The organism is Arthrobacter sp. D2-10 (genome assembly GCF_054161285.1).
Window position 1 is genome coordinate 3,562,972 of sequence record NZ_CP096431.1, and the last position, 20,205, is coordinate 3,583,176.

The 20,205-nt window shown below is 63.7% G+C and carries 17 protein-coding genes and 2 riboswitches; of the genes, 4 read left to right on the plus strand and 13 right to left on the minus strand.

Annotated elements, in window-relative coordinates; all coding sequences use genetic code 11:
* Nucleotides 1–44: 44 nt before the first annotated feature.
* The 4 genes from M1D74_RS16710 to M1D74_RS16725 form a co-directional block, all read right to left on the minus strand.
* Nucleotides 45–1,220 (minus strand): MFS transporter, encoded by a 1,176-nt coding sequence (locus M1D74_RS16710; protein WP_309070385.1) that lies wholly within the window; start codon nt 1,218–1,220, stop codon nt 45–47.
* A 98-nt stretch (nt 1,221–1,318) separates the two neighbouring features.
* Nucleotides 1,319–3,001, minus strand: coding sequence for an ABC-F family ATP-binding cassette domain-containing protein (locus M1D74_RS16715; protein WP_309070359.1), 1,683 nt, complete (start codon nt 2,999–3,001; stop codon nt 1,319–1,321).
* Nucleotides 3,002–3,086: 85 nt separating this feature from the next.
* On the minus strand, nt 3,087–3,449 hold the full coding sequence (locus M1D74_RS16720) for a hypothetical protein (protein ID WP_090587398.1): 363 nt from the start codon (nt 3,447–3,449) through the stop codon (nt 3,087–3,089).
* 192 nt (nt 3,450–3,641) lie between these two features.
* The gene (locus M1D74_RS16725; protein ID WP_458116073.1) at nt 3,642–3,875 is read right to left on the minus strand and encodes a hypothetical protein; all 234 of its coding nucleotides are present in this window, start codon (nt 3,873–3,875) and stop codon (nt 3,642–3,644) included.
* Between the two features lie 121 nt (nt 3,876–3,996).
* Here M1D74_RS16725 and M1D74_RS16730 point away from each other — a divergent pair, with 121 nt between their 5' ends.
* Nucleotides 3,997–5,166 carry an RtcB family protein gene (locus M1D74_RS16730; RefSeq protein ID WP_458116074.1) on the plus strand — a complete coding sequence of 390 codons (1,170 nt, stop codon included), beginning with the start codon at nt 3,997–3,999 and terminating at the stop codon, nt 5,164–5,166.
* A gap of 8 nt (nt 5,167–5,174) precedes the next feature.
* Here the strand turns inward: M1D74_RS16730 and M1D74_RS16735 are convergent, their stop codons facing one another.
* The 7 genes from M1D74_RS16735 to M1D74_RS16765 form a co-directional block, all read right to left on the minus strand.
* Nucleotides 5,175–5,936, minus strand: coding sequence for a methylenetetrahydrofolate reductase (locus M1D74_RS16735; protein WP_458116075.1), 762 nt, complete (start codon nt 5,934–5,936; stop codon nt 5,175–5,177).
* Nucleotides 5,937–7,310 (minus strand): L-serine ammonia-lyase, encoded by a 1,374-nt coding sequence (locus tag M1D74_RS16740; protein ID WP_458116076.1) that lies wholly within the window; start codon nt 7,308–7,310, stop codon nt 5,937–5,939. It lies immediately after the preceding gene.
* Nucleotides 7,307–8,419 carry a glycine cleavage system aminomethyltransferase GcvT gene (gene gcvT / locus M1D74_RS16745; RefSeq protein ID WP_309070354.1) on the minus strand — a complete coding sequence of 371 codons (1,113 nt, stop codon included), beginning with the start codon at nt 8,417–8,419 and terminating at the stop codon, nt 7,307–7,309. Before gcvT ends, M1D74_RS16740 begins: the two co-directional genes overlap by 4 nt.
* A 9-nt stretch (nt 8,420–8,428) precedes the next feature.
* A complete protein-coding gene (gene gcvP, locus M1D74_RS16750; protein WP_458116077.1) occupies nt 8,429–11,275 on the minus strand; it encodes an aminomethyl-transferring glycine dehydrogenase in 2,847 nt (948 codons plus the stop codon).
* 50 nt (nt 11,276–11,325) lie between these two features.
* A riboswitch (glycine riboswitch) is annotated at nt 11,326–11,428 on the minus strand.
* 1 nt (nt 11,429) lies between these two features.
* Nucleotides 11,430–11,533: riboswitch (glycine riboswitch) on the minus strand.
* A gap of 78 nt (nt 11,534–11,611) precedes the next feature.
* Entirely contained in the window at nt 11,612–13,057 is a 1,446-nt protein-coding gene (locus M1D74_RS16755; RefSeq protein ID WP_458116078.1) for a phytoene desaturase family protein, read from the minus strand.
* Between the two features lie 2 nt (nt 13,058–13,059).
* On the minus strand, nt 13,060–14,154 hold the full coding sequence (locus M1D74_RS16760; protein ID WP_458116079.1) for a lipid II:glycine glycyltransferase FemX: 1,095 nt from the start codon (nt 14,152–14,154) through the stop codon (nt 13,060–13,062).
* Nucleotides 14,151–15,620, minus strand: a complete 1,470-nt coding sequence (locus tag M1D74_RS16765) for a hypothetical protein (RefSeq protein WP_458116080.1) — start codon at nt 15,618–15,620, stop codon at nt 14,151–14,153. Before M1D74_RS16765 ends, M1D74_RS16760 begins: the two co-directional genes overlap by 4 nt.
* A 206-nt stretch (nt 15,621–15,826) precedes the next feature.
* On the opposite strand from M1D74_RS16765, the gene M1D74_RS16770 reads away from it, so the two are divergent.
* Both M1D74_RS16770 and M1D74_RS16775 read left to right on the plus strand, forming a co-directional pair.
* Nucleotides 15,827–16,912: an inositol-3-phosphate synthase gene (locus tag M1D74_RS16770; RefSeq protein ID WP_309070349.1), complete on the plus strand. Its 1,086-nt coding sequence runs from the start codon at nt 15,827–15,829 to the stop codon at nt 16,910–16,912.
* Nucleotides 16,913–17,014: 102 nt separating this feature from the next.
* Complete coding sequence (locus M1D74_RS16775; protein WP_458116081.1) at nt 17,015–18,019, plus strand: YeiH family protein; 1,005 nt, start codon at nt 17,015–17,017, stop codon at nt 18,017–18,019.
* A gap of 15 nt (nt 18,020–18,034) precedes the next feature.
* On the opposite strand, the gene M1D74_RS16780 is transcribed toward M1D74_RS16775, so the two are convergent.
* On the minus strand, nt 18,035–18,655 hold the full coding sequence (locus tag M1D74_RS16780) for a MerR family transcriptional regulator (protein WP_458116082.1): 621 nt from the start codon (nt 18,653–18,655) through the stop codon (nt 18,035–18,037).
* An 80-nt stretch (nt 18,656–18,735) separates the two neighbouring features.
* Between M1D74_RS16780 and M1D74_RS16785 the strand changes: the two genes are divergently transcribed.
* On the plus strand, nt 18,736–19,227 hold the full coding sequence (locus tag M1D74_RS16785) for a DUF2306 domain-containing protein (protein ID WP_458116083.1): 492 nt from the start codon (nt 18,736–18,738) through the stop codon (nt 19,225–19,227).
* 41 nt (nt 19,228–19,268) lie between these two features.
* Here M1D74_RS16785 and M1D74_RS16790 read toward each other — a convergent pair whose 3' ends face one another.
* Entirely contained in the window at nt 19,269–20,162 is an 894-nt protein-coding gene (locus M1D74_RS16790; RefSeq protein ID WP_458116084.1) for a polysaccharide deacetylase family protein, read from the minus strand.
* Nucleotides 20,163–20,205 lie beyond the last annotated feature (43 nt).

Sequence of the window (20,205 nt, forward strand, 5' to 3'; positions counted from 1 at the left end):
TTCCGCATATCTGGAGTCATATCCTCAGTACGACGGCGGCCGCATCAGGACGGAATGCGGCTTCCTTCCGGTTCCCCGGCCTTGCGCTCGGCCGCCGCGGGAGCCACGAGGAATGAGGCCAGGACGGCCACGCCGACTGCCAGCAGCGCATTACGGATGCCCACCTGGTCGCCGAGGAACCCAAGCAGGGGCGGCCCTGCCAGGAATGCCATGTAGCCGATGGTCGACACGACGGAGACCCGAGCGGCCGCAAGCCGCGGCTCATCGGCGGCGGCGGACATACCCATCGGGAAGCCGAGGGCGGCACCGGTTCCCCAGAGAACGGCCCCAAGTCCGGCGAGAATCACGTTCGGTGCGAAAACAAAAAGCACCAGGCCGGCCAGTGACGATGCCAGGCTGACCTGCAGCACCCGGACCCTGCCGAACCGGTCGATGAACCCTCCACCGATGAATCGGAACAGGGTCATGGACGCGACGAAGACGCCGAACATCAGGGCACCGACAGCCTCATCCGCGCCCAGCCCGTCGACCGTGGCCTTCGCTACCCAATCGTTCGCGGCACCCTCCGTCAGCGCGGCACCCAACACCACCAAACCAATGAGAAGCGTGCGCGGCTCCCTCCAGGCTGTGAGTCCGCTGCGGCGGGAGGCCCCGTCGTCGTGCTTTTCCTCGTGGGAGTGCTCCGGCAGGAAGTAGCGCGGAATCCACAGCGAGATGATCAGCACCAGAACCGCAACGCCCACAAGATGTGTGGATAGTTCCACGCCGGCGGCAGCGAGCCCGGCACCGGCGAGCGCACCGATGAAGGCACCACCGCTGAAGGCTGCATGGAATTTGGGCATGATGGTGCGCATGAGCCGGCGTTCGACGTCGGCTCCCTCAAGGTTCTGCGCGACATCCCACAAGCCGATACCGAGGCCGAAGATGAAGAGGCCGGTTGCTGCGAGGGGAACCGACTCCGCGATCAGTCCTGCGGCGATCGTTGAGGCCGCAATGGTTGCGGCTACTCCGCCGACCCTCACGGTGTTGGCGGTTCCGATCCGGGCCGCGATTCCCCCGGACAGTGGGAGGGAAATCATTGAACCGATGGCGGCGACCAGAAGCAGCGCACCCGTAGCACCGTCACTCAGTCCGAGGACGTCGGAGGCGGCCGGAATTCGCGCCGCCCAGCTGGCGAAGACCAGGCCGTTGAGTCCGAAGATTGCAAAGGTTGCCCACATGGCGGGGTTGACGTTGTTCTGCACCCATAAACCCTATGTGCCGTGACCGGGTCGGTCTACACACAGCACGGCGTATCAGGACCTAACTGCCCATGCACCTACCGGGCGCGCTGCACCCTGCCCTCGTCCCACACCGGGGTCTCGGACTCGTACACCTTGCCGTCTTCGCCGAACACCAGGAACCGGTCGAAACCGCGGGCGAACCAGCGGTCGTGCGTCACTGCGAGCACGGTTCCCTCGAAGGCGTCGATAGCCCGTTCCAGCGCCTCGGCCGAATGGAGGTCGAGGTTATCCGTAGGCTCATCGAGGAGCAGAAGGGTGGCACCGGAGAGCTCAAGCAGCAGGATCTGCAATCGCGCCTGCTGTCCGCCGGACAGGGAGTCATACAACTGCTCCGACTGCCCTGCGAGCCCGTAGCGGTCCAATACTGCGGAAGCGGCTTCGCGCCCCAGCCCGGACCGGTGATCGTCGCCGCGGTGCAGTATGTCGAGCAGGGTGCGCCCCAGGAGGTCCGGACGGACGTGGGTTTGGGCGAAGAACCCCGGCCGGATGCGTGCTCCCAGCTTCACGACGCCGGTGTGCGGCACCGGAGCGATGCTCACCTCGGAGACCGGCTCATGTTCTTTGTCGGGATCGCTTCCGCCTGCTGCAAGCAACCGCAGAAAGTGTGATTTGCCGGAGCCGTTGGAACCGAGGACGCCGACGCGGTCACCGAACCAGATCTCCGTGCTGAACGGTTTCATCAGCCCGGTCAGTTCGAGCTTTTGTGCCACCACCGCCCGCTTGGCAGTGCGTCCGCCCTTGAGCCGCATGTTGACGTTCTGCTCGATGGGGATCGCTTCCGGCGGGCCGGCCTCAAGGAACTTCGCCAGCCTCGTTTGGGCGGCGTGGTACCGGTTGGCCATGTCCGAGCGGAACGCTGCCTTGTTCTTGTACATGTTCACGAGCTCTTTGAGCTTGATGTGCTCCTCATCCCAGCGACGCCGGAGTTCCTCGAACCGTGCGTTGCGATCGGCCCTCGCCTGGAGATACGTGCTGAAGCCGCCGCCGTGCACCCAACTGGAAGCACCTAGGGCCCCGGGCTCCAGCGTCACAATGCGCGTCGCCGCATTGTCGAGCAGTTCGCGGTCGTGGCTGACGAAGAGCACGGACTTGCTCGACTCATTCAGTTTTGCTTCGAGCCAGCGTTTGCCGGGTACGTCGAGATAGTTGTCGGGTTCGTCCAGGAGAAGCAACTCATCCGGTCCGGCGAAGAGGGCCTCCAACACCAGCCGTTTCTGCTCACCGCCCGACAGCGACGACGCTGCACGGTATTGGGCGCGATCATAGGGCACACCCAGGGCCGCCATCGTGACTTCGTCCCAGGTCGTCTCGAGCTCATACCCGCCGGCGTCTCCCCAGTCGGCGATTGCCTGGGCGTAGCGCATCTGGGTGGGTTCGTCGTCGTGCTCCATCATGGCCAGCTCGGCGTCATCGATCCGCTTGGCAGCTGCGGCGAGCACCGGCGGGGCGGCCGAAACCAGAAGGTCACGGACGGTGGTGTCGTCGCGGACCTGGCCAACGAACTGACGCATGATGCCCATGCTGCCGGACCTCGTCACGGCCCCCTCATCGGCGGTGATGTCACCGGCAACGATACGCAGGAGGGTGGTCTTTCCCGTTCCGTTGGGGCCGATGAGCGCAGTCTTGTGGCCCTCGCCCACTTTGAAGGAGACGCCGTTGAGCAGCTGGCGGCCGTCGGAGAGGAAGTAATCGATGTTGGAAACGTCAAGGTGTGCCACAGTCCCAGTGTTCCACCCGTCTGAGTTCCGCCGTTAATGGGAGCAGGGCCGCCCCAATTGGGACGGCCCTGCTCCAGCACTCCGTTTATAGAGCGTCCACCACAACAACTAGAACGTTGTCGACGATGTTCACGTCCACAACATCCTGTACATCGATGTCATTCTCGTTCAATGCCTGAACGGTGAGACCGTTCAGCACGTTGTTGTTTTCCACGTCCACGTCGATATCACTCAGGACATCGCCCTCTACGTTGACCAACTGGATCTGGTCCACGTCGACGGTGCGGTCGAGGTTCACGGCTGCTGCTACCAGCCCGCCGATTGCCCCTGCGTTCTGTCCGCCGACTACACCGACACTCTCAAGGGGTGCAGCCTGTGCCATACCGGCTCCACCGAAAGCGAGGGCTCCGGTTACGGCTACTGTGGCGATAGTGCGCTTCGTATTCATGGTTGTACTCCTTCGATTAGAGTTTGGGGTTCTAATCCCGGCGTGCCTTACGACCTTAGACAGATGTCTTCCCAGATAGCAAGCAGGCTTACTATTTGTAGTGTCTTTTGTAGGATGGGACCCGCTAGCGCATCGACGACAGCTGAGGAGAACCGGGCGGTGTGGCTGGCGCCGATTTCCCGAACCGATCCGCTAGCTCATCGTCCGGTGAGCCCTCTCGCGCAGGTTGGCACGCTGGAAGTCCGTGAGCGATAACCACTGCGCCGGAGTGAGATTGAGGTAGGGGAGCAGGCGGCGGTCGGCAGAGGACAGCTCTGCAGGTTCAGGGGCAATCCGGCGCTGGCTCATCGCTGCAAGGCGGGCTGCCAGGCCGACGGCGGCTGCCACGGCCATGATCGCCAGGGCGCCGACTATCTCAATATCCATGAATCCTCCTGCGGACGGGTCTTCCCAGCCGCCACTGGGAAGGAAAGCTTCATGATTTCCCGCAGGCCTTGGGGAAAGGTTGGTTGAAGCTCTGGTGCAGGTGAAGGACGATGGGACGATCATGGAAAACGTCAGCCCCACGTACGTGAACTTCGCCAGCATCCTCGATGACCAGACTCGGGCGCAGAACCTGAAAACGGCCTCTATGCCGTTCATCTACCCGCATCTGGCGAGCATGCCGGACGCACATCTCGGGAAGGGCGCCGCCGTAGGTTCGGTCATCCCCACCCTGGGCGCGATCATTCCAGCTGCGGTGGGCGTGGACATCGGCTGCGGGATGATCGCTGTACGAACCCAATTCACCCTTGAAGACCTGGCCAGGCTGGACCGCAAGGTACTTCGTCAGTCCATCGAGCGGGCCATTCCGCTCTCCGCCGGTCACAGCAATAAGCGCGTGCTTGACTCCGCGCAGCCGCGTGTCGATCGGCTGGCACGGGACGCTGAGCGCGCGGGCTTCGATCCGGCGTCGTATTCAAAGCAGTGGGCATTGCAGCTCGGGTCGCTGGGATCGGGCAACCACTTCATCGAGGTCAGCCTCGATGAGAACGACAATGTGTGGCTTTTCCTGCACAGTGGATCACGCGGTGTGGGAAACCGGATCGCCCAGCGGCACATCAGGGTCGCCCTGGATCTGTGCGACAAGCGCCGCATCTCCCTGCCGGACAACGATCTGGCCTATCTCACGGAAGGTGATGAAGAGTTCGAGGAATACATCCGCCAGCTTCGGTGGGCCCAGGACTTCGCCCTGCTGAACCGCGAGGAAATGATGGACCGCGTCATTGGGTGCTTCGCCCGATGGACCGACGGTGAAGTGCGGGAACTTGAGCGCATCAACTGTCACCACAACTACACCGCCCAGGAAACGCACTACGGCAAGCAGGTTTGGCTGAGCCGCAAGGGTGCGATCGATGCCTCCCCCGGCCGCCCCGGGCTCATTCCAGGGTCCATGGGCACTGCGTCCTACGTGGTGGAAGGCCTCGGTTTCGCACCGGCCCTGAATTCCGCTCCGCACGGTGCGGGCCGCGAATACAGCCGAAGCGCCGCGCGTCGCACCTTTTCCCGTGAGGAGCTGAGGAAAGCCATGCGAGGCATCGAATACCGCGATACAGATGCCTTCATTGATGAGATTCCGGCGGCGTACAAGGACATCGACGTGGTGATGGAGGACGCCCGGCACCTGGTCCGTATCCGGCATACCCTCCGCCAGATTGTGAACGTAAAAGGCGACTGACTCCTGGCTCAGGCCCGGGGAATCCCCGAGAAGTCGTTGAAGCTGTAGACATGCAACCCGGCAAACGCGTTGCTGCGTTCGATGGACCGAACCAACGGCGCCGGATCGTACGACGACGGCGCCAGCACAGAACGGAGCAGCGATCCGCTGCGCTTGGCGAACTTCAGTGACGGACCGACGCCGATTCGACCGGCCAACGCAATGAGCCGGGTCCGCCGCACGCGCCCGGGAACCCCTGCCCATACCGGCACGGTCACACCGTCGGACCTCAGTCGGGCGACATACCGGTTCAGGACATCGCCCGAGAAACACATCTGGGTGACGGCCCAGCTGCCCAGCTGCTGCTTCTTCAGCAGCAACTGGGTCAATTCCGGTTCAGGGATTGAGGGATGACCTTCGGGGTAGGCCGCGAAACCGGTATCGAACCCGCCGACCTCCGCGATCTCCTCCATGACCGGCACGCTCCAGCCGTAGGGTCCCTCCGGGTCCTTGGCATCGCCGGCGATGACGAAAATATCCCGCACCCCGGCGTCAGCGAGGCGCGTCGTGAAGTGCATGAGCTGCCGACGGGACGTGAGCGTACGGGCTGCGAGATGCGGCACCGCGCGATAGCCGAGACCCGAAAGCTCCACGGCGAGGCCAACGGTCTCCTCCGGACCATGGTGTGGAAGGCAGGTGACCGTGATCGTTGCCGGAGGAGCAACAAGTCCCTGCAGACGGTCGACGACGCCGCCCCCAGGGACGATCTCGACCCGCGTCGGTAGCGCCATTCAGCATTCCACCACGTTGAGGGCCAGCCCCCCGCGGGCCGTTTCCTTGTATTTGTCCATCATGTCCGCACCCGTTTCGCGCATCGTCTTGATGGCGGCGTCGAGCGACACGAAATGCTGACCGTCCCCGCGCACGGCCATGCGTGCGGCGGTGATCGCCTTCATCGCACCGACCGCGTTTCGCTCGATGCACGGAATCTGCACCAGTCCACCCACCGGATCACACGTGAGTCCCAAATTGTGTTCGATGCCGATCTCGGCAGCGTTCTCCACCTGTTCGGGAGTGCCTCCGAGCACTTCCGCGAGCCCTGCCGCCGCCATTGCACAAGCGGAGCCGACCTCCCCCTGACAGCCCACCTCTGCGCCGGAGATAGACGCATTCTTCTTGAAGAGAACGCCGACGGCAGTGGCGGCAAGCAGGAAGCGGATGACGCCGTCGTCGTCGGCTCCCGGGACGAAATCGGTGTAGTACTTCAGAACGGCGGGAATGATGCCGGCGGCACCGTTGGTGGGTGCGGTGACTACGCGGCCGCCCGCCGCGTTCTCCTCATTCACCGCAAGCGCAAACAGGGTGACCCATTCCATGGTGCTGAGATGATCGTTCGGGTCCGCTTCCTTACGGAGCAGTTCCAGCTGCCGTGCCGCCCTGCGTCGGACATGCAGCCCACCTGGAAGGATACCGCTGGTCGAGGACCCCCGGCGGATGGTGTCCTGCATGACGTCCCAGATCTCGAGCAAGCCGCTTCGGACCTCCTCCTCGGACCGGGAGACCAATTCGTTGGCAAGGACGATGCCGGAGAAGGGCTTACCTGTTGCTGCCGCAATGTCCAGCAACTGGGCCCCCGATTCGAAGGGGTAGGGCAGAGGAACAGTCGAGCCGACGGATACGTCCGAGTTGATTTCATCCTCGTCCAGGACGAAACCGCCGCCGACTGAGTAGTACTCGCGGGCCAGCAAAGACATTCCGGAAGCGTTATATGCCGTGAAACGCATGCCGTTGGTGTGGTAATCCAGGCGCTGCCTGCGGTGCAGGACGAGGTCAGCTTCCGGGTCGAAGCTGATATCCCGAACCCCGCCGAGCCGCAGTGTCCTGGACGAATCGATTTCGCCGACCCGCGGTTCCGCGCGCTCGGAATCGGTGAGATGAGGCTGCTCACCCTCAAGGCCGAGCAGAACGGCCTTGACTGTCCCATGGCCATGACCGGTGACACCAAGGGAACCGAACAGTTCAGCCGAGATCCGCGTGACTTGCCCCATCAGCTCCTGCTCCGCCAGCAGCCTGGTGAACAGGTATGCCGCGGTCATCGGTCCACCGGTATGCGAGCTCGACGGTCCTATCCCGATCTTGAACAGGTCGAAGGCGCTGATGGTCACGAGCGGTCCGGACGCTTGTAGAAGGGCAACTCCACCACGGTGAAACCTTCCGGGCGGCCGCGCAGGTCCACCTCCAGTTCCGTACCGGGTTCACTCAGCTCGGAATTCACGTAGGCGAGCGCCACCGGGTAGCCGAGCGTCGGGCTTGGCAGGCCGGACGTCACTGTTCCAACCGTGCGTCCGTCCTGAACGACGCCGTACCCGGCGCGGGCAGAACGCCTTCCGGATCCACGGAGACCCACGAGCTTCCGGCTGGGAGTTCCGCCCTTGAGTGGTTCGAGCACGGCGCGGCCCACGAAGTCCTCGGTCTTCTTGAAGCTGACGACGCCGCCGAGGCCGGCCTCGAAGGGGTTGGTATCCAGCCCCAGCTCGTGTCCGTACAACGGCATGCCTGCCTCCAGCCGGAGCGAGTCCCGCGAAGCCAGCCCACAGGGCGCAAGGCCGTGTTCAGCGCCGGCCTCGGTCACGGCCTTCCACAACTGCAGCGCCTGCCCGTTCTCGATGAAGAGCTCAAACCCGTCTTCGCCGGTATAACCGGTCCGGGCGAGGAGAACCGTGAGCCCTGCCAGCTCCACTGTGACGGCGGCGTAGTACTTCAGTGAAGTGATCGCCTCGGCGTCTGCTGCGCCGGCCATACCGAGCAGGATCGCCTCGGCGTTAGGCCCCTGTACCGCGATCAGGGCTGTATCTTCCGACTGGTCCTGAACTTTCACCTCGAAGTCAGCCGCCCGGCGCTGCAGCTCCGCGGCGACGGTGTCGGAGTTCGAGGCGTTCGGAACAACCAGGAACTCGTCCTCCTCCAGGCGGTACACGATGAGATCGTCGATGACTCCGCCGTCCTCAGTGCAGATCAGGGAGTATTTGGCCTTGCCTACCGGCATGACTGCGAAGTTGCCGACGAGTGCGTAGTTGAGGAACTGTACCGCCTGCGCTCCGCTCACCTTCACCTCGCCCATGTGTGAAAGGTCGAAGATGCCCGCCGCACGCCGCACCGTATGGTGTTCCTCCAGCTCGCTCCGGTACTTCAGGGGCATTTGCCAGCCACCGAAGTCGGTGAAGGCGGCGCCGAGTTCTTGATGCTGCGCGTAGAGCGCTGTCTGCTTGGTCATGAGACTTCCTTAGTTTCCGGTGTTCTCGTGAAGGGACTCGGCGTTGTCCTCGAAAGCTTCGAGGGGCGGGCACGAGCACACGAGGTTCCGGTCTCCATGGGCGCCGTCGACACGACGGACCGGCGGGAAGTACTTGTCATGGCGCAGGGACCGCAGCGGGAATGCTGCCTCTTCACGCGAGTAGACCTGGGCCCAGTCGTCGCTGATGAGTGCCTGCGCGGTGTGCGGCGCCTGGCGGAGCGGGCTCTCCTCGAGCTGCCATTCGCCCGTTGCTACGCGGTCGATCTCCCCCTTGATCGCGATCATCGCGTCCACAAAACGATCGAGCTCTGCGAGGTCCTCTGACTCCGTGGGCTCGACCATGAGCGTGCCGGCAACGGGGAAGCTCAGGGTCGGCGCGTGGAAGCCGTAGTCGATGAGGCGCTTCGCGACGTCTTCTGCGGTGACGCCGGTCTTGGCCGTCAGTTCCCGGAGGTCAAGGATGCACTCGTGCGCAACCAGGCCGTTCTCACCCGAGTAGAGCACCGGGAAGTGTTCGTTCAGGCGGGCGGCAACGTAGTTGGCCGCGAGGAGGGCGGATTTGGTGGCAGCAGTCAGTCCCTCACTGCCCATCAGGGCGATGTAGGCCCAGGAGATGGGGAGCACGCCTGCCGAACCGAACCGTGAGGCGGAGATGGGAACGCCCGCTGCACTTTGCGTGCTGTTCGGGTCTCCGGGCAGGAACGGCACGAGGTGCTCCGCTACGGCTACCGGACCGACGCCCGGTCCCCCGCCTCCATGCGGGATACAGAAGGTCTTGTGCAGGTTGAGGTGGGAGACGTCGCCGCCGAATTCACCGGGCTTGGCAAGACCGACGAGGGCGTTCAGGTTGGCACCGTCGATGTAGACCTGGCCACCGGCGGCGTGCACCTGGTCGCACACCCAGCGCACGTCCTCCTCGAAGACGCCGTGCGTTGAGGGGTAGGTGATCATGATCGCGGACAGGGAATCGCTGTTCGCTTCGATCTTTGCCTGGAGGTCGTCGTGGTCAATGTTGCCGTTCTGCGCTGTCTTGACCACCACCACCTTCATGCCGGCGAGCACAGCGGACGCTGCGTTTGTTCCATGCGCCGACGACGGGATGAGGCAGACGTTACGGGCTTCATCACCGCGGGACAGATGATAGTTCCGGATGGCCAGGAGTCCGGCCAGCTCTCCCTGCGATCCTGCGTTGGGCTGGATGGACACCCCGGCGTAGCCGGTGATCTCTGCGAGACGCGCTTCGAGGTCACCGATGAGCTCACGCCAGCCTTCGGTCTGGTGCTCCGGCGCGAACGGGTGGATGGTTGCGAACTCGGGCCAGGAGATCGGCTCCATTTCGACCGTCGCGTTCAGCTTCATGGTGCAGGAACCGAGGGGGATCATGGTGCGGTCAAGCGCGAGGTCCCGATCGGAGAGACCGCGCAGGTAGCGGAGCATCTGCGTCTCGGAGCGGTGAAGCGAAAACACCGGGTGGGTCATGTACGACGACGTCCGCTTCAGTTCCGCGGGAATGGTTCCCTCGGCTCCATCCGGAAGGTCCGCGCCGAACACTCCGGCGAGGATCTCCAGGTGTGCATTCGTGGTGGTCTCGTCGCAGGAGATACCGACATGGTCGGTATCGACGAAGCGCAGGTTGATCCCGCGTTCTTCCGCCTTGGTGACGATGTCTTTGGCGCCGCCGTCGACCTTCACGAGGAGGGTGTCGAAGAAGGAGGTGTGAACAGTTCCGGGCAGTGCCCTGGCAAGTTTCGCGGCCTTCCCGTGCACGCGCTCTGCAATTGCCTTCAGCCCGTCAGGTCCGTGGTAGACGCCGTACATGCTCGCGACGATGGCGAGTAGTGCCTGGGCGGTACAGATGTTGGAAGTCGCCTTCTCGCGGCGGATGTGCTGCTCGCGTGTCTGGAGCGCGAGGCGGTACGCGGGAGCGCCGTCGGAATCTTTGGACACGCCGACCAGCCGGCCGGGGAGCATCCGCTCGAGACCCTTGCGGACAGCCATGTACGCGGCATGCGGTCCGCCGAAGAAGAGCGGAACGCCAAAGCGCTGTGCAGAGCCGACGGCGATATCCGCACCCTGCTCACCGGGAGGAGTGATCAGGGTCAGCGCCAGAAGGTCAGCGGCAACCGTCACCAGCGCACCATTGTCGTGCGCCGTGGCGATGATGCCGGTGTGGTCACACAGCGCGCCGGAAGCACCGGGCTGCTGCAGCACCACGCCGTTGATGTCACCGTCAGGAAGACCCTCGGACAGGTCCGCGATCTCCACCTCGAAGCCGAGCGCTTCCGCGCGACCCCTGACAACGGCGATGGTCTGCGGCAGGCAATCCGCATCCACCACTGTCCTGCCCTTGTTCTTGCCCGACCGGCGCATGAGCAGGACGGCCTCGGCAACCGCGGACGCTTCATCGAGCAGTGAGGCGTTGGCGATGGGCAGCGCGGTGAGGTCCTGCACCATGGTCTGGAAGTTCAGGAGCGCTTCGAGGCGGCCCTGGGAGATCTCCGGCTGGTAGGGCGTGTACGCGGTGTACCAGGCCGGCGACTCAAGAACATTACGGCGGATCACCGGTGGTGTCACGGTGTCGTAGTAGCCCTGCCCGATCATCTGGACGGCGGTCTTGTTCTTCGACGCGATGCGGCGCAGTTCGGCCAGAACTTCCGGCTCGCTGAGCGCGGAGGGAAGGTCCAAACCCTCGTCGATGCGGATGCTCGCCGGCACCGCGACATCAACGAGCTTGTCCAGGGAGGGATAGCCGAGAACCTTCAGCATCTGCTCAGCACCATCGGAGCGGGGTCCGATGTGTCGGTCGGAGAAGGTTGATTCCGTCAGGTGGGTCATGGGAACTCCGTAGATCAGTGTGCGCGATATGCGCGAACCAGGGTCGAGTTCCTCCCCACTCTGTATTGGACCTGAGAGATTCCGCGAACGCGAGGTTCGCATTGCACCGTCGGTGAGGACAGCCGGGCTCGGCTGTCCTGCTTTCCAGAGTTGCCTTTCCGCTGCGGTGCTGGGCCTGAGAGATTCCTGGGGAGGGTTTGCTCCTACGGCGCCTACCGGTGTGTGAAGTCAACGGCAGAACTCTCCCGCTGCGGGTCAAGGGCGTTATTTAGTTGCGATCGTGATCAAGCTTACTCTTGCGCTTCCTGAGCCGGAAATGGTCCGGTCAGGACCAGTTCAACGGAGCATCCCCAACTCTGGCACCGGCAGCCCGAAGACGTCCTTCAACGCCAATCTGGCCGCGTGGTACCCGCCCATTCCGTGAACACCGGGCCCCGGAGGTGTCGACGCAGAGCACAGGTACAGACCGTCAACCGGCATGCGCCATGGGTTGGGTCCGAAGGAGGGGCGCGCGAGCAGTTGCGGGATGGTGACCGCCCCGCCGCTGAAATCCCCGCCCACGTAATTGGCGTTGTACTGTTCCAGATCCGCCGCTGTCATCACGTGCGAACGGACGACGACGTCGCGGAACCCCGGTGCGAAACGTTCGATCTGCCGCACGATGGCCTCAGTCATATCCCGCGTCGATCCGTTGGGGACGTGGCAGTAAGTCCAGAGGATCTGGCGTCCGTGCGGAGCGCGGGTGGAGTCGAATACAGAGGGCTGCGATACCAGGACATAGGGCTTCTCCGGATGTCGGCCGGAAGCGACGTCAGCCTCGGACGCCGCAACCTCCCGGCGGCTGCCGCCTGCATGGACGGTTCCGGCCGATCGTACTTCTTCATTTGCCCATGGCACTGGACCAGAGAGGATGAAGTCGACCTTGCACGCTCCGTCGCCGTATCGGAAGCCCTCCAGCGCGGAAAGGTAGCGCTGAGGCAGCCGGGCTCGGGCCAGATCGGCCGCAACCCGGGGTGAAACGTCGAGCAGGACCGCGCGTGCGCCGTCGAACTCGCTCACCGATGTGATCGGGCGGCCCGTGTGGATTCTCCCTCCGTGCGCACGGATATCTTCCGCCATGGCATCCACCAGCGCCTGCGACCCACCCACCGGGATCGGCCAACCCACCGTGTGCGCCAACGCTCCCAGGGTGAGGCCGGCTCCGGCGGCCGCGAGGGTGGGAAGGGGGGAGACGGCGTGGGCGGCCACGCCGGTGAACAATGCCGCTGCCTCTTCGGTTGAAAAACGTAAGCCCCACAGGGGTGTTCCCTGCTCAAGCGTCGCCCGGCCCAGAAAGGCCGCGGCCACAGGATTCCGTGGAACACGCAGGAACGAATTAAGGCCCGTGTCCACCACGCCCTCTATGTGCTGCACGAGCGGGCGCATCAGACGCCGCCAGGATTGCCCGTCCTTGCCCAGCCCCATGGCGGTGCGTCCGAGGTCCCGATACGCGAGCCCCGCCCTTCCGCCGTCGAGCGGGTTGGCATATGACAGCGCCGGCACAACGAAGGGAACGCGGTCAGAGAGGGCGAAATCACGGAAGAAGGGCGATGCCAACGCCATCGGGTGCACCGCTGAACAGACATCATGGCGATGATCCGGTTCGAGCAGCTCCATGGAGCGGGAGCCGCCGCCGATAGCATGCTCAGCCTCGAACACCTCGACACTGAGTCCCGCCCGTGCCATCACGACGCCGGCCGCCAGCCCGTTGGGTCCGGCACCGACAATCGCGACGTCAGTCATGGTTAGTTCCTTGCCTCGGAGCGGTCTGTCCGCAGCCTGGACAACGACGCCGCCGCCCCCATCAGCAGCGCGCGACCCTTCGCCGGTGCTGTCCTGCGGAACGTCAGCAGCCCTGCAACTACCCGGTATTTTCCCGGGTTGAGGGGGATGTCGTAGGTGGTGGGAATTTCGACCACGTTCTTCGAGAAATTCCGCTTGAAGGTGGTCACATTAATCAGCTGGGGATAGTTCTCGCTCACGATCCCGGTGAGGCCGCATGCGGTGTTGCCGGCAGCCTTGAGCTGCTTGAACGCCTCCCACAGGAGCAGGTAGGGGGCGAACGTCTTCCGGGCATCGTGCGTGCTGCCCGCGAAGTAATACACCGAGTAGCCACGGTACTCGGTGGTGATCAGCCAACTCACCGCGCGGCCTTCGACGTACGCCACCATAAGGCGCAGATAGTCGCCCAGTTGATCCAGAAGCCTCTCGTAGTATTCAGCACCGAAGCTTGCGAAGCCGTCCCGTTCAGCTGTCTCCTGCAGGATCGGATAAAGGTCCCGCCGGAACACATCGACCCACTCGGGCCGCTCGATAGTCCGTATCTCGACACCCGAACGCTCAGCCCGCCTGATGCTGTTGCGTGCGTTTGGTCGGAAGGACTTGAAGATGGCGTCCTCACTGGGCGTGAGGTCCACCACGATCTCGCGCTCGTACCAGCCGTGCTCGATCGGGCCGTCAGCAGGAGCCTGGGGATGCTTGACCTGCATCCGGACGTAGAGGGGATCGGTATCGACGTCCTCGTCGAACTGCGCCTGGACCGTCCGCATGAGGCGAAGCTCCGCGTCCGGCGAGCGGTCCCCCAACCAGACGGGGCCGTTGATGGCCACCAGGGATTCGCGGAATCGCCGCCGCACCCGGAGCAGGCTCATCAACACGGCCGGCGCGCCGTCGTCGTCGTAGTAAGCCCACAGCCCATACGGTTCCCGGCCGAGGCTCCGCTCAAAGTCAGCCCACTGCGGGGTCTGCTCCAGGGGGATGACGACGCCTGGGTGAGCCGATGCAATCATCTCGAAAGCTTCAGGCGTCAGGCGTTCGCTGCGGAAGACGGAACGTGTCACTGTGGGTCTTTCGGTGCGGGAATCGGCGGGTCCTGAGCGGACGCCCTCAAGCCTACCCGAGCATGGTGAATCCGATCCGAAGCGCCGTCGAAGGGGCCGCCCGCCGGATCGTCGATTCCGAGTGTGCGAACCGGGTCATATTCGGGTTCAAGTATATGTTGGGCAACCCGGCACATCAGATAGCCGGTGACCAGTAGCCGCGTGAGGACGGCCAATGCCACGTATAGCGGATCGATATTGTTGGCTACAGCTCCAGCGGAGGCCTCTCGCGCGGCGAACATCCAGTGCACCCACCAGTGCAGCACTTCCGCCACTTGCCAGACAAGAAGTATTCTCCAGTCGACATAGGAGAGCGCAAGAAAGGGCAGTAGCCAGAGGCTGAGCTCAGGACCATAGTCGGGAATGATGAGCACCAGGGCGCCAATGAGGAGGAATATCACTTGTGGGAGCCGGGGGCGCCGCGGAGCGCGCAGCACCAGCAGCACAATGAGCGCCGCCAGCACTACGAAGCCGACGGATCCTGCGACCCCCAACGCACCGGGCGGCATGGGAGGCAGTCCCAGCCGATCCGAAAGGAGGTTATACGCCCCCCACACGGAGGACGAGATACCCAGGTGCGGGGGGTCGTACTCCCATGGAAGGGCGAGCGCCTGCGAAGGGCCGAATGGGAGAACGGTAATAATCCAGACCGCGGCAAGGGCACCTGCGGTTACCAGCGCTCCCCTGAACCGCCCGGTACGTGCGGCCAGAAGAACCACCGCCGCAAGAACAAGCACAACGTGAACGCTGAATCCGGCACCGAATCCGAGCAGTATTCCTGCCACCGCGTAGTGGTGCCGGGCGAACGCCCTGACAGCCAGGATGCTCAGAAGAACCGACAGCAGCACCCAGCTCGAGGTCGCGGTCAGAACGGCGATCGGCGCAACGGCCACAATCGCTGCATCCCAGGGCCGCCTGCTGGCCAGCCGCATCGTCGCAACAACGATCCCCAGCCACGCCGCTGCAATCACCACAGCGTTCACATCGAAGTACTGCACCACTGACTGCGTCTGCACTATTCCATCCGCAGACGTCGGAACCAGCAGAGCCGTCAGTCCCGCAACCACCCCGACCAGCAATGGGCCATCGAAGGCGGATCCTTCCGCGAACGGAGACAGTCCGCTCCCGATGCCCTGGAACCTGAACGCTTCGGTCCAGTCCGAATAGCAGGCGCGGTAGAACTGTTCCGGACGTGCCCAACCATCCGTTCGGCAGGGCACCTTGACCAACACCGCAAGGAGGGCCGCCGCCGTCGTCATGAGAATGAGAACCCGCTCGACAGTGAAGATTGCCGGCCGTACGCGGCCGGGCGCGGCATGCTTGCCCAGCGGTCCCCCGACGGACTCGGTGAGCTGCCTCAAGAGGGGATCTTTACGGGAGGGCACCGAGATGCTCACCGGGCGGCGCGGGCTCTCCTCGTGCTCCATGTACCGAAGCCTAGCGAACCGCTACGACGACGGCGCCTCCCCGCGATGTGCCGCTTCGCCCGTTCCCATTGGACAGCGACGGAATGCGCGAGCCACAACGCGTGTTGGCAATAACAAGTAGACTGTGTGAGCTGTGGATTTCGCCGCGGGCAAAGGCAACATAACCTCAGTCTGAGCGGTTCAGAATGCGCGTAAAGAGGAGAACAGTGGGAACTAACCCCATTCGGGTAGCAATTGTCGGTGTCGGAAACTGTGCGGCATCACTTGTACAGGGTGTGCAGTATTACAAGGATGCGGATGCAACGGCCACCATCCCGGGCTTGATGCACGTGGAATTCGGCAAGTACCACGTCGGCGACGTCCAGTTCGTCTCTGCCTTCGATGTTGATGGCAAGAAGGTCGGCCTGGATCTTGCTGATGCGATCGGTGCCAGTGAAAACAACACCATCAAGATCGCGGATGTGCCGGCAACGGGCGTCAAGGTGCAGCGCGGCCACACCCTGGACGGTCTGGGCAAGTACTACCGCGAGACCATCGTGGAGTCCGACGCCGAGCCTGTTGACGTTGTGGCCGAGCTCAAGGCTTCGCAGGTCGACGTCATGGTGTGCTACCTCCCTGTTGGATCCGAAGCGGCTGCGAAGTTCTACGCCCAGTGCGCCATCGATGCCGGTGTCGCATTCGTCAACGCCCTGCCGGTCTTCATCGCCGGCACCAAGGAGTGGGCCGATAAGTTCACCGAAGCCGGTGTCCCCATCGTGGGCGATGACATCAAGAGCCAGATCGGCGCAACCATTACGCACCGCGTCATGGCGAAGCTTTTCGAAGACCGTGGAGTGACGCTGGACCGCACATACCAGCTCAACGTCGGCGGCAACATGGACTTCAAGAACATGCTTGAGCGGGATCGCCTCGAGTCCAAGAAGATTTCCAAGACGCAGGCTGTCACCTCCAATGTGGAAGCCGAACTTCACGCCGACGACGTCCACATCGGTCCATCCGATTACGTCGCCTGGCTCGACGACCGCAAGTGGGCTTTCGTCCGGCTTGAAGGTCGCAACTTCGGAGACGCTCCGGTGTCGCTCGAGTACAAGCTGGAAGTTTGGGATTCCCCGAACTCGGCCGGCGTGATCATCGATGCAATCCGCGCAGCGAAGATTGCCGCAGACCGCGGGATCGGCGGCCCCATCCTGTCGGCGTCGAGCTACTTTATGAAGTCGCCGCCGGAGCAGTACAACGATGACATCGCCCGCGAGAAGGTTGAAGCCTTCATCCGCGGCGAGGTTGAGCGCTAAACGACGCTCCTTCGACGAAACGCTCCCGGTCATGCCGGGAGCGTTTCGTGTTCACAGGAGGATTTGGCTAGTGCGGCCCGCGATGCGTGAGAGATTGTTGACATGAGCAATCGCTCGGGGCGTCTGCTGCCCATACTTCCCGGCCTCGCATTCTGCCTTGCCGCTGCTGCCCTGTCGTGGCTGGGAAGCAACGTGATCCCGGGTGCCAGCCCCCTCCTGATAGCCATCCTGCTCGGCGCAGTACTGGGCAATGTCCTACCCATGCCGGCGATCTTCTTCCAGGGAATCGCCGTAAGCGCCAAACACCTTCTGCGGGGCGGCATCGTGCTGCTGGGACTCCAGCTACCGTTCTCGGCGGTTCTCGGGCTTGGCCCGGGTGTGCTGTTGATCGTTCTCGCATCGGTTGGGGTGACCTTCGCAGCTACCGTCTGGTTCGGCAAGCTTCTGGGGGTCGCGCCTTCCCAGCGCCTACTGATCGCGTCCGGATTCTCAATCTGCGGCGCGGCCGCCGTATCGGCGACGGAGAGCGCGGCCGGAGCCCGCAAAACAGACGTCGCGACCGCCATCGGGCTCGTAGTACTCTTCGGGACCCTCATGATCCCCGCCGTCCCCTTCCTCGGGGAACTTCTGGGACTATCCGACAGGGCTCTCGGGATCTGGATAGGTGCGTCGACCCACGAGGTAGCGCAGGTAGTCGCGGCGGGCGAAGCTGTTGGCGGCACGGCACTGGCCGTAGCCGTCACGGTCAAGCTCGCCCGGGTGCTGACGCTGGCCCCGATCATCGCCGGAATCACGATGTACCAGCGCCGGACGGACCCGCGGACCGGTGCTTCGCTGCCGCCCGTAGTCCCCCTGTTCATACTGGGATTTGTCGGGGCAATGCTGATGCGCAGCGTCAGCGCCCTTCCTCCAGGTGCTCTGGAACTGGCGCAGCTTGTGCAGACGTTCATGCTCGCCGCAGCGATGTTCGCGCTCGGTGTCGGCGTGCACTTGCGGAGCCTGCTGCGAGTGGGCCACCGACCGGTTCTGCTTGGCCTGCTCGCGACCGGGGTCATCCTTGCGGTGTCTCTGACCGGTACCGTAATGGTGGCGGCGCCGCGACCCTGAACAGCCCGCGTAGGGTCATGTGGATTCCTCACCGCCGAGACGCTGAATGCTGCGCGACGCCTGCGCCAGTGCCACCAGACTCAGCAGCAACTTGCCATAGGCACGCACACCCACCGCCACGGCGAGCACCGTCCTGTCCCGGGACTTCTCGTCGAACACCACTCCCAGGTCCTGCTTCGCCACCTGATCTGCTGCGCGTGCGTAACCCAGTACGACGTCGGCGCTCACCGACAGTCCCATCGCCTCCATTTCGCGAAGCGTTCCATTGAGCACCGCGCGTGCGTCAGTTGGTACGTCCGGCCAGGAATATGCGTCCAGCAGTTCCCTGACGAGCGGAAGATCGGGCAGGGTCTGCGGCGGTGCTCCCAATACCATTGCCTGGGTCCTGCCGAGCAGTTCGAGCCGGGTGACGGCAGGATCGTCGATCAGCCCGATCAGGGACCGGATTTGGTCAATCCGAAGCCCCACGACCGATCGAAGCCCGGTGATCAACTCAAGACGTTCGGTGTGCCTGGGGCCATACTCGGCTCGGGTGGGATGAATCTCGTCTCCGCGGGGCAGGAGACCTTCGCGGAGGTAGAACTTGATGCTTGCCGTGCTGACACCCGTTGCGGCGCTCAGTTCGTTCAGCTGCATCGGGTGCTCCTCACCGGATAGTAGATCGGCAGCAACTATCCAGATATACATTCATAGGATAGTGCGCCTATCTTATAGGCATGGACTGGAGCCCGCTGATAACCGCCCACGTGATCGCGGCGCTTTACGTACTGGTGCTCGGGCCGATCAATATCTTCCGGCGACGCCGCGACCGGACACATCGAATCATCGGATATACGTGGATAGCCGCGATGTACTTCGTCTGCATCAGCAGCTTCTGGATCGTCTCCGACGGGCAGTTCAGCTGGCTACACGGCCTCTCTGCGTTCACCATCGTCACCGTGACGCTCGGTCTGGTATCCGCCATCCGCCGCAACATCGTGGCCCACCGGGCGAACATGATCGGCAGCTATATCGGGATCGCTGTTGCCTTCGTCTTCGCGGCCACCGTGCCCGGGCGCGCAATACCACTGCTATTGGCTGATGACCCGGCCACCGCGGTCGTCGTCGCTGCCCTGGTACTCCTGACCGCGGGCGCCCTGTATCTCGCAGTCCGACCTCGGTCAAAGGCACCGAAGGTCCTCGTTCGGCCACGTAAGACGCCGGCATAGGCACTTCCCGTCCATTGTCACCGGCGGGCGAATGAAGTGGCCTACACCGGGTGTTTGAGCGACTCCAGTGCAACGAACTCGGTCTGAAGGAACTGGATTGCCGCCGCGAGCCCTGCGCCCGTGCCCGCCGCCGGCTGGTTGCCGTGAGCGATGATGATGTCACCCTGTTGAGCCCTGGTCACTTCCTGCGTGACCGCCTGCGCCGAAAGCGTCGCTCCCGCATCGCCGTTGATGCTGAATCCGGTCGGAGTCTGGCCGAGGGCAAGGCAGATCTGGGAGGCTACGTCGTCCAAATGGGCGGTCCCGGACCGAAAGAAGCGCGGCGGCTTGCCGGCGAGTTCGGAGATTACCTCGGTGTTCTGCATGATCTCGTCGTATACCTCGCCCGGTCCGGTTGTACCGGGTATGCCGTAGGCGCTCTGTCCGTTCACGCTCAACGGAAGATGTTGCGTGCCATGGTTGGCGATTTCGAACAGCGGATCGCCCGCCAGCTCCTTCGCCAGACCCGGGTTACCGGCAATCCACCGAGCGTTGAGGAACAGTGTGGCCGGTACCTGGTGTTGGCGCAGGAGATCCAGGATCGTATGGTCTGTCTGGCTTCCTCCCGGCCCTCCGCAGTAATCGAGGGTCAGAGCAGCGCCTCCGGCAGTTGTGGGCAGACGACTGGCCACTCCGGGGACATCCAGCCCCCAGTGCTGGGGAGCGAGACCTGAGAAAGTAGAGATGATCTCGTCCCGTGTAGGCAGCGCCGGCTCCGGCTTCGGCGGCGGACTCGTGAGTGTGGGTCGTGGTGTCGGTGACGGCGCCGTAGAGGGCGTCAGTGCGGGGGACGTGCTCTCGGTCGGCAGGGTCTGCGGCGCCTTTGCCGCGCATCCCGCCAGCGTCATACCAAGACCGGCCAGAATGAAGGCTCGGCGGCCCGCGTCGAACGGCATAGGACTCCTTCAGGCTGGGTGATCCTCGTCAGTGTAGGCATTG

Coding starts and splice junctions, on each gene's coding strand:
- M1D74_RS16780 (WP_458116082.1), bottom strand. CDS start 18,655: ATGCAGCTGAACGAACTGAGCGCCGCAACGGGTGTCAGCACGGCAAGC.
- M1D74_RS16730 (WP_458116074.1), top strand. CDS start 3,997: ATGGAAAACGTCAGCCCCACGTACGTGAACTTCGCCAGCATCCTCGAT.
- M1D74_RS16735 (WP_458116075.1), bottom strand. CDS start 5,936: ATGGCGCTACCGACGCGGGTCGAGATCGTCCCTGGGGGCGGCGTCGTC.
- M1D74_RS16720 (WP_090587398.1), bottom strand. CDS start 3,449: ATGAATACGAAGCGCACTATCGCCACAGTAGCCGTAACCGGAGCCCTC.
- M1D74_RS16790 (WP_458116084.1), bottom strand. CDS start 20,162: ATGCCGTTCGACGCGGGCCGCCGAGCCTTCATTCTGGCCGGTCTTGGT.
- gcvP (WP_458116077.1), bottom strand. CDS start 11,275: ATGACCCACCTGACGGAATCAACCTTCTCCGACCGACACATCGGACCC.
- M1D74_RS16765 (WP_458116080.1), bottom strand. CDS start 15,620: ATGGAGCACGAGGAGAGCCCGCGCCGCCCGGTGAGCATCTCGGTGCCC.
- M1D74_RS16725 (WP_458116073.1), bottom strand. CDS start 3,875: ATGGATATTGAGATAGTCGGCGCCCTGGCGATCATGGCCGTGGCAGCC.
- M1D74_RS16755 (WP_458116078.1), bottom strand. CDS start 13,057: ATGACTGACGTCGCGATTGTCGGTGCCGGACCCAACGGGCTGGCGGCC.
- gcvT (WP_309070354.1), bottom strand. CDS start 8,419: ATGACCAAGCAGACAGCGCTCTACGCGCAGCATCAAGAACTCGGCGCC.
- M1D74_RS16710 (WP_309070385.1), bottom strand. CDS start 1,220: ATGTGGGCAACCTTTGCAATCTTCGGACTCAACGGCCTGGTCTTCGCC.
- M1D74_RS16775 (WP_458116081.1), top strand. CDS start 17,015: ATGAGCAATCGCTCGGGGCGTCTGCTGCCCATACTTCCCGGCCTCGCA.
- M1D74_RS16785 (WP_458116083.1), top strand. CDS start 18,736: ATGGACTGGAGCCCGCTGATAACCGCCCACGTGATCGCGGCGCTTTAC.